At 64.1% G+C, this 5,743-nt stretch carries 5 protein-coding genes and 1 pseudogene; 1 reads left to right on the top strand and 5 read right to left on the bottom strand.

From position 1 onward, the window contains the following. Window positions 1-2,351 (bottom strand): ATP-binding protein (locus BRA62_RS12430; RefSeq protein ID WP_292367085.1); only part of this gene is annotated, 2,351 nt, incomplete at its 3' end. A gap of 402 nt (window positions 2,352-2,753) precedes the next feature. On the opposite strand from BRA62_RS12430, the gene BRA62_RS12425 reads away from it, so the two are divergent. Next, window positions 2,754-4,187, top strand: a complete 1,434-nt coding sequence (locus BRA62_RS12425; RefSeq protein WP_292367083.1) for a sensor histidine kinase — start codon at window positions 2,754-2,756, stop codon at window positions 4,185-4,187. On the opposite strand, the gene BRA62_RS12420 is transcribed toward BRA62_RS12425, so the two are convergent. The 4 genes and pseudogenes from BRA62_RS12420 to BRA62_RS12405 all read right to left on the bottom strand — a co-directional run. Beyond that, window positions 4,171-4,653 (bottom strand): DUF2124 domain-containing protein, encoded by a 483-nt coding sequence (locus tag BRA62_RS12420; protein WP_292367081.1) that lies wholly within the window; start codon window positions 4,651-4,653, stop codon window positions 4,171-4,173. The genes BRA62_RS12425 and BRA62_RS12420 overlap by 17 nt on opposite strands. 51 nt (window positions 4,654-4,704) lie before the next feature. Continuing rightward, window positions 4,705-5,064, bottom strand: a complete 360-nt coding sequence (locus BRA62_RS12415) for a hypothetical protein (protein ID WP_292367080.1) — start codon at window positions 5,062-5,064, stop codon at window positions 4,705-4,707. Window positions 5,065-5,113: 49 nt separating this feature from the next. Further along, complete coding sequence (locus tag BRA62_RS12410) at window positions 5,114-5,299, bottom strand: 2-hydroxymuconate tautomerase (RefSeq protein WP_292367078.1); 186 nt, start codon at window positions 5,297-5,299, stop codon at window positions 5,114-5,116. A 33-nt stretch (window positions 5,300-5,332) separates the two neighbouring features. After that, window positions 5,333-5,743: pseudogene (locus BRA62_RS12405) on the bottom strand (hypothetical protein); the annotation flags it as partial.

Genomic DNA, 5,743 nt, shown 5'->3' with positions numbered 1-5,743 from the left:
AGGAGATCCTTCTCGCTCACCTCGAAGAACTTGGCGTTCTCCTGGGCCTGCTTCTTGTTCTCGGACCGCATGCAGAACTTCACGGCGATATTCGCGAGGATCTCCTCGTTGAAATGGGCGATCAGCTGTGACGCGAGGATCAGCGAGACCCCGAACTTCCGCATCTCGGTGGCGTACTTGTTTAAGACCGCCTTGATCGCCGTCTTCGAACCGCTCTTCTGGCTCACCAGGAGTTTCGCCTCGTCGACGATGACAAAGAGCCGGAACTTCGCCCGTTCGTCCTCCGTTCCGCGCGGGATCTCACCCGTCGCCTGGAGGGTGTAGTAGATGCGCCGCAGAAAGAGGTCCGCAAAGAGGTAGCGCAGGTTCTCCGGGAGGGCGTTTAAGTTGATATGGGTTATCCCGCCGGAGAGGATCGCCGGAAGAGAGATCTTCTCCTCTCCCGAGAAGAGTTTGTAGTCGAAGATGTCCTCGAGATAGGCCGGGATCGCCTCGTCTTCGCAGGACATGATCTCGCCCTCGATGTCGTCGAAGTCGAGCACCCGTATCCAGGTCTCGGTGTTCCCCGTGATCCCCGAGGCCCGGTAGCAGCCCTTGATGATGTTCTTGATCTTCCTGCGCTGCTGGATGCCGAGCGTCGGGAAGTTGATGGATATGGCGTCGACGAAGTCCGAGGTGGCCCGGAGCGGGGTGATCTCGTCGATCTCGGGGTCGAGCTCCAGCGGGTTGAAGTAGTACTGCCCGCCCTCGCGGATCTTGTAGGACGTGATGTCCCCGTCGCTCGCGGCCATGTCCCCGTGGAAGTCGATCAGGACGACCGGCATCTCCTGTGCCGCAAGCTCCGAGGCGATGCACCGGATCGTCTCGGTCTTGCCGGCCCCCGAGCCGCCGAGGATGATCATGTGGCCGTTGTTGAGCTGCCCCGGCGACCAGTCGACCCGCCGCCCGTCCGGGGCATGGCCGAGGAAGATATCAAGTCCGTCGGAACGGTGAACGACTGGCGGAATGCGACTGGCCGCAGGGGCGGGAGCATGAGCACCGTCAGGTGCGAGTTGCGACGCTCCACAGGAGCGGAGTTCGAGCACCGAAGGTGCGAGTGGTGCCGGTTCAGGGGCGGGCCGGAGTACGGGGGCCGGAGGGGGTGTGACGAACCGGCGGAGCGCGGGCGGCGGCGGGAGCGGGAACTCTTCCTCCTCTTCTTCCGGCTCCTCCTCCTCGTCGGGGAAGACGATCTCGTCCCACCCGACCTCTTCCTCCTCCGGCTCCTCTTCAACCGGAGGCAGGGGCGCCACGGCCGGGGTCTCCTCCGGGACGGGAGCGGCCCCTCCATGGAGAGGAGGGAGAGGCTCCGCCGCCGGGGCCGGCCGGTCGATGACGATCTTCGCGGCAACCTCGGCCATCAGGGCCCGCCCGAGGTCCCGGAGGAGCGCATCATAGAGGTTCCGGTCCTTGACGATGAACCGGGCGAGGTCGACCCCGTCGTCCTGAGGCACCTGCTCGAGGATATAGATCGCATCGGTGAGCTGCATGAGCACCCGTGAGAGTTCGCGGCGGTGGGCCGGGGATGTCCGGATACGGTCGTAGTCCTCGCCGCAGGCGAGATAGCGCAGAACGGTGAACGTCGAGTAGAACGACTCGAGGAGCATGTCGTAGTGCTCCCGGACCCCCGGGTCGATCGCTTCAAGCATCCCCTTGAGGATATACGCAAACTCCGGCGGAAAGGTGTAGACAACACCGTCGGCCCTGGACCCGTCGAGATCGTAGGCGTAGGCAAGGACCGCGCACCCGGCGGCCCTGAGCCGGGCGGCGAACCGCTCGCACTCGAGAAAAAGGCCGGGGCTGTTGTTGAGGAGAAAACTGACGAACGTCTCTTCGGTGCGGGGGAGCGCGGACGGGAAGGTCTTGTTGATGAATGACCCCTTCACGGTCCCCGCGAGGAGGGCCGGGACGACCTCGTGGATCTCGCGCGCCAGCCCCGGGATGTCCAGCGCCCGGAGCCGCGCCTCCATCAGCGGCCGGGCGATTGCTTCTCCGGCAGAGGTAGCCCTGATCACCGTCGTGCCGTGCCATGAGGCTGACTCGATGAGGTCGACCTGCCTGAGTGCAAAGAGCGGCCCCGACGTATAGGCGTAACAACTCTGCTCGACCACGCCCTCCCCTTCCCCCCGGGATGACGCGCTGTTCTGGGCGATATATATGTAGAGGAGTGTCTCGATGATGTCGCGGACCTCCTGCAGCCGGAAGTCCCGCAGGTACTCGATGACGGCGGGGGGGAACGACTCCACCAGGGTACGGACCCCGGCATCTGCATAGCCCATTGCTTTGAGTGCTTCGGTAAGGTCTGTCGGCACGGGTTCACCAGCGGGTGCGTTTCGTGGCGCCGCCTGACCGGGAGATCCCGGCGCCACGGTACGCTGCACGGTACCGCTTCACGCGATGCGGCCCTCCAGGCTGCCGCTCCGGTGAAGCAGGCGGTTGGAATAGTTTTGCTCTACGATCTATTAAATATAGGCAGTTTGCAGAAAACCGGCCTCATCCAGCAGAATACTCCCGATACGGGAGATCCTTCCATCCCCTCCCCGCCTACGGAACGCCGGTCCCGTACCCGGCCGATACACGGTTTTCTGCCGCCTGTAAGATCGTTTCTCTCCGCCGAAATCGCCGGAAAATCCGTCTGAATCCGCGGATAATACAAATGTAGATATTTTTATACGATAGAAATTATATATGTCGGTAGTCGAGGTGGGCACCACGTGACTACCCTTACCGAAAAACAGCGAGTGGCCATCATCATGGCCCTCCTCGCCGTATCGATACTCCTGACATACTACTTCCACACCGTTCTGATGCTCGGGACCGTCTTTTCGCACTTTTTCTACATCCCGATCATCCTGACGGCGCTCTGGTGGGAGAAGCGGAGCATCCTGGTCGCCATCTTCCTCGGCGGGCTCGTCGTGGTCAGCAGTTTCCTGTACAGGCCCGATCTCCTGACGTTGAACGACTACGGGCGCGCCCTGATGTTCATCATCATCGCCTTCGTCGTCGCCTCGCTCTCGGAACAGCTCAAAGGGCGGGAGCGGGAAGTGAAGAAGCAGAGGGATATTGCCCAGCGCTACCTCGACGTGGCTGCCGTCCTCTTCGTCGTCATCGACAAAAATCACACCATCCGGCTCGTCAACCGCCACGGCTGCGAGTTGCTCGGCTACCGCGAGGAGGAACTGCTCGGGAGGAACTGGTTCGATACCGTTGTCCCCGAAGCATCGCGCAGGACGCGGCGGCAGGACTTCGATGCCGCGATCGCCAGCAACGCCGCCTTCCCCGGCCGGCGGGAGAACCCGGTCGTCACGCGGAACGGTGACGAACTGATCCTCGCGTGGCAGGATACCGTGCTTACCGGCGACGACGGCCTGCCGGTCGGGATTATCGGCTCGGGTGCCGACATCAGCGACCGGATCAGGGCCGAGGAAGCACTGCGGGCGGCTCACAGCGAGGCGAACCTCTACCTGGACATCATGGCGCACGACATCAACAACGCCAATGCCGTCAGCCTCGGCTATGCCGACCTGCTGGTCGATATGCTGGAGGGAAAGGAGAGGGAGATGGTCCGGAAACTCAGGGGCGGCATCAGCCGTAGCATCGGAATCATCCAGAACGTCTCGACGATCCGGCGGCTGCACTCCCATGAGACGGCGACGAAACCCGTCGACCTCGACGCCGTCATCAGGGCCGAGATCGCCCACCATCCCGATGCCGGGATTGCCTACGAAGGAAAGCCGGTCCGGGTCATAGCCGACGACCTTCTCCAGGAAGTCTTTGCGAACCTCATCGGCAACAGCATCAAGTTCGGGGACCCCGGGGTCGAAGTCAGGGTCCGCGTCGAGAAGGGCGACGAAACGGTCGGGGTCTCGGTCGAGGATACGGGGCCTGGGGTGCCCGACGCGGTCAAGCCCATCCTCTTCACCCGCTTCGCGCGGGGCACGAGCGCCCGGAGCGGGAAAGGGCTCGGCCTCTACATCACCCGCACCCTGATCGAGCGCTACGGCGGCCGGGTGTGGGTCGAGGACCGGGTGCGCGGCCGCCCGGAGTCCGGCGCGGCGTTCCGGTTCACCCTCCGGATCGCCCGGATACGGGAGCCGCCGGTATCCCCTGCGCCGGCAGCCGACCGGTTGATCACTGCCAGACCCTGACCGGGTCGATGGCGGCGTCGATGATCAGGTCAAAGTCGAAGGCGTCGAGCCAGCCCATCTTCTCAAACATCTGCATGAAGCAGATGCCCACGACCTTCGCCCCCGGATGGGCGCCGACGGCCGCCTGCACCGCCTCTTTCTCGACCGGGACGCCCGGCATCGAAAGCCCGCCCATCAGGACGATCGCCTTCGGGTCCACGCGGACCGCATCGTCGGAGACCTGCATCCCGACACCTTCGACCGGGCGGATCAGCTTTGCCGCCGCCTCGTCCGCGTAGGGCACGTAGGCCTGCTCGAGGGAGAGGTCACGGACGGCGAACCCCAGGAGTTCGATGAAAGGGGTGCAGGTGCCGGGGCAGCCGTAGTAGACGACCTGGTCGCCCGCATTGAGCCCGATCTGCCGGAGGTATGCCTTGAACGGCCGGAGCATCCCGGGGACGCCGGTGAGTTGCTCTTTCAATTCCATGAATGTCCGGTTGTCGCCGGGACATATACCGTTACCGGATGCGGCCAATTCCTACAGCATCCCGCACCCGGAGAGGTGGTAGAGCCTCTCGACCCTCCCGGCAGCCTCCTCCGATACCGCCTGTCGGATGCGGACGAGGACGGTCTCGATATCCTCCTCGGGCATGCACCCGAGGTCTTCCCGGCCGGAAAGGATCTGGTCGGTGAGGTAGCCCCATTCCTCGTCCGAGAGGCGGCCGACCCTTTCCGCAAAATCCTCCCCGTCCTCGGCGATGTGGTTAGAGACCGGAGGGAGGATCGAGTGGAACTCGTGCCCTGATCCCGGGCATAGGACGCCGCTGTATTCGGGGGCCAGTTTCCGCAGGATGGCAAAGTCTTTCTCGTCGAATTCGCGCGCCATGATGCCGTTCACTCCCGGGGTTTGAGGCTCCCCGGCTAAAAAATGTTCGCTCGCTGCGGGACTACGACTCCGAGAGGAGTTTTCCCGCACGGGAGATGCTCTCGGTCCTGAGTTCCTCGAAGAAGATGGTAACCACCTGCGGGTCGACGCCGAACGTCTTCGTGACCGCGGCGGTGATCTCGTCTGCGAGTACCCGTTTCTGTTCAAGCGTCCGCCCTTCTGCCATACGAATGGTTATTACCGGCATGGTTTCTCAGAAGAGTGTGGGATGGGGCGGTATTTATCGTTGCGTAAAGGTGCCGGGAGAGAGTTCCAACGGCGTGCCGTCATGCGGCAGGCGCCCGCTCGCTATCGTGAGCCCCACGATATCCCGGACCGCCTGCCCGAAAGGTTCCCACGCCCCCGGCGGCACCCGATGCCGTCCCGCGTCCGCGATCCGGGCGGCCGCGCCGCCTATCTCCCGCTCGAGTATTCGTCCCAGCGCCTGCCGGGTACCGTTGTCTCCAGGGACGCACCGAAAGAGGAGCGCCTCGGACCCGGGCCGGGACGCCCGGCCCCCTCCCGCAGGCGCGTGCAGGTCCGCGATGTCGTCGGCGATCTGCATCGCCTTCCCGGCAGAGAGGCCGAAGTCCGCGAACGCGGCGACGACCGCCTCCTCCTCCCCCGCCGCCATGGCACCCCAGGCGGCCGC

Source organism: Methanoculleus sp. UBA208 (assembly GCF_002498065.1).
Taxonomy (GTDB): Archaea; Halobacteriota; Methanomicrobia; order Methanomicrobiales; family Methanoculleaceae; genus Methanoculleus.
The sequence above is the reverse complement of the archived record's forward strand: the minus strand, read 5'-3'. Positions and strand labels throughout refer to the sequence as shown.

Excerpts from the sequence above, each read along its gene's own strand:
- BRA62_RS12410 (WP_292367078.1), bottom strand. The coding sequence starts at position 5,299 with ATGCCGGTAATAACCATTCGTATGGCAGAAGGGCGGACGCTTGAACAG.
- BRA62_RS12420 (WP_292367081.1), bottom strand. The coding sequence starts at position 4,653 with ATGGAATTGAAAGAGCAACTCACCGGCGTCCCCGGGATGCTCCGGCCG.